Origin of the sequence: Mordavella massiliensis (assembly GCF_016902415.1) — a bacterium.
Taxonomy (GTDB): Bacteria; Bacillota; Clostridia; order Lachnospirales; family Lachnospiraceae; genus Merdimonas; species Merdimonas faecigallinarum.
Genome location: NZ_JACJLV010000138.1, coordinates 1 through 297, shown reverse-complemented (window position 1 = coordinate 297; position 297 = coordinate 1). Strand labels below are relative to the sequence as shown.

The following is a 297-nucleotide window of genomic DNA, read 5'->3' as shown; positions in this document are numbered from 1 at the left end:
GTTCCTCCTGGGTTCCATTGTAGAATACAATGTGCTGAGGAAAGGGAAATTCCTTGGGCGAACTACTGTAGATATTAATCTCACGACTGGAAATGTGTCTGGTATAAACGCCTGCAAAATACAGAACCCCCCGCATAGGCATATTGGGATTATAAGTGCTCTGGTGCTCATACAGGTTCAGCTCCGCATCGATCAGGAAAGACAAATCGTTCTTCATGGAAAGGTACAGCACATTTTCCAGGGTGTTGACCTCCAGTTCTTCCGGATTGTCATAGTCCGTCCCGTTAATCGCATTAT

General features: G+C 45.5%; 1 pseudogene. It reads right to left on the bottom strand.

Annotation, left to right across the window (positions count from 1 at the left end):
- Positions 1-297, bottom strand: a pseudogene (locus H6A13_RS13640) (hypothetical protein); the annotation flags it as partial.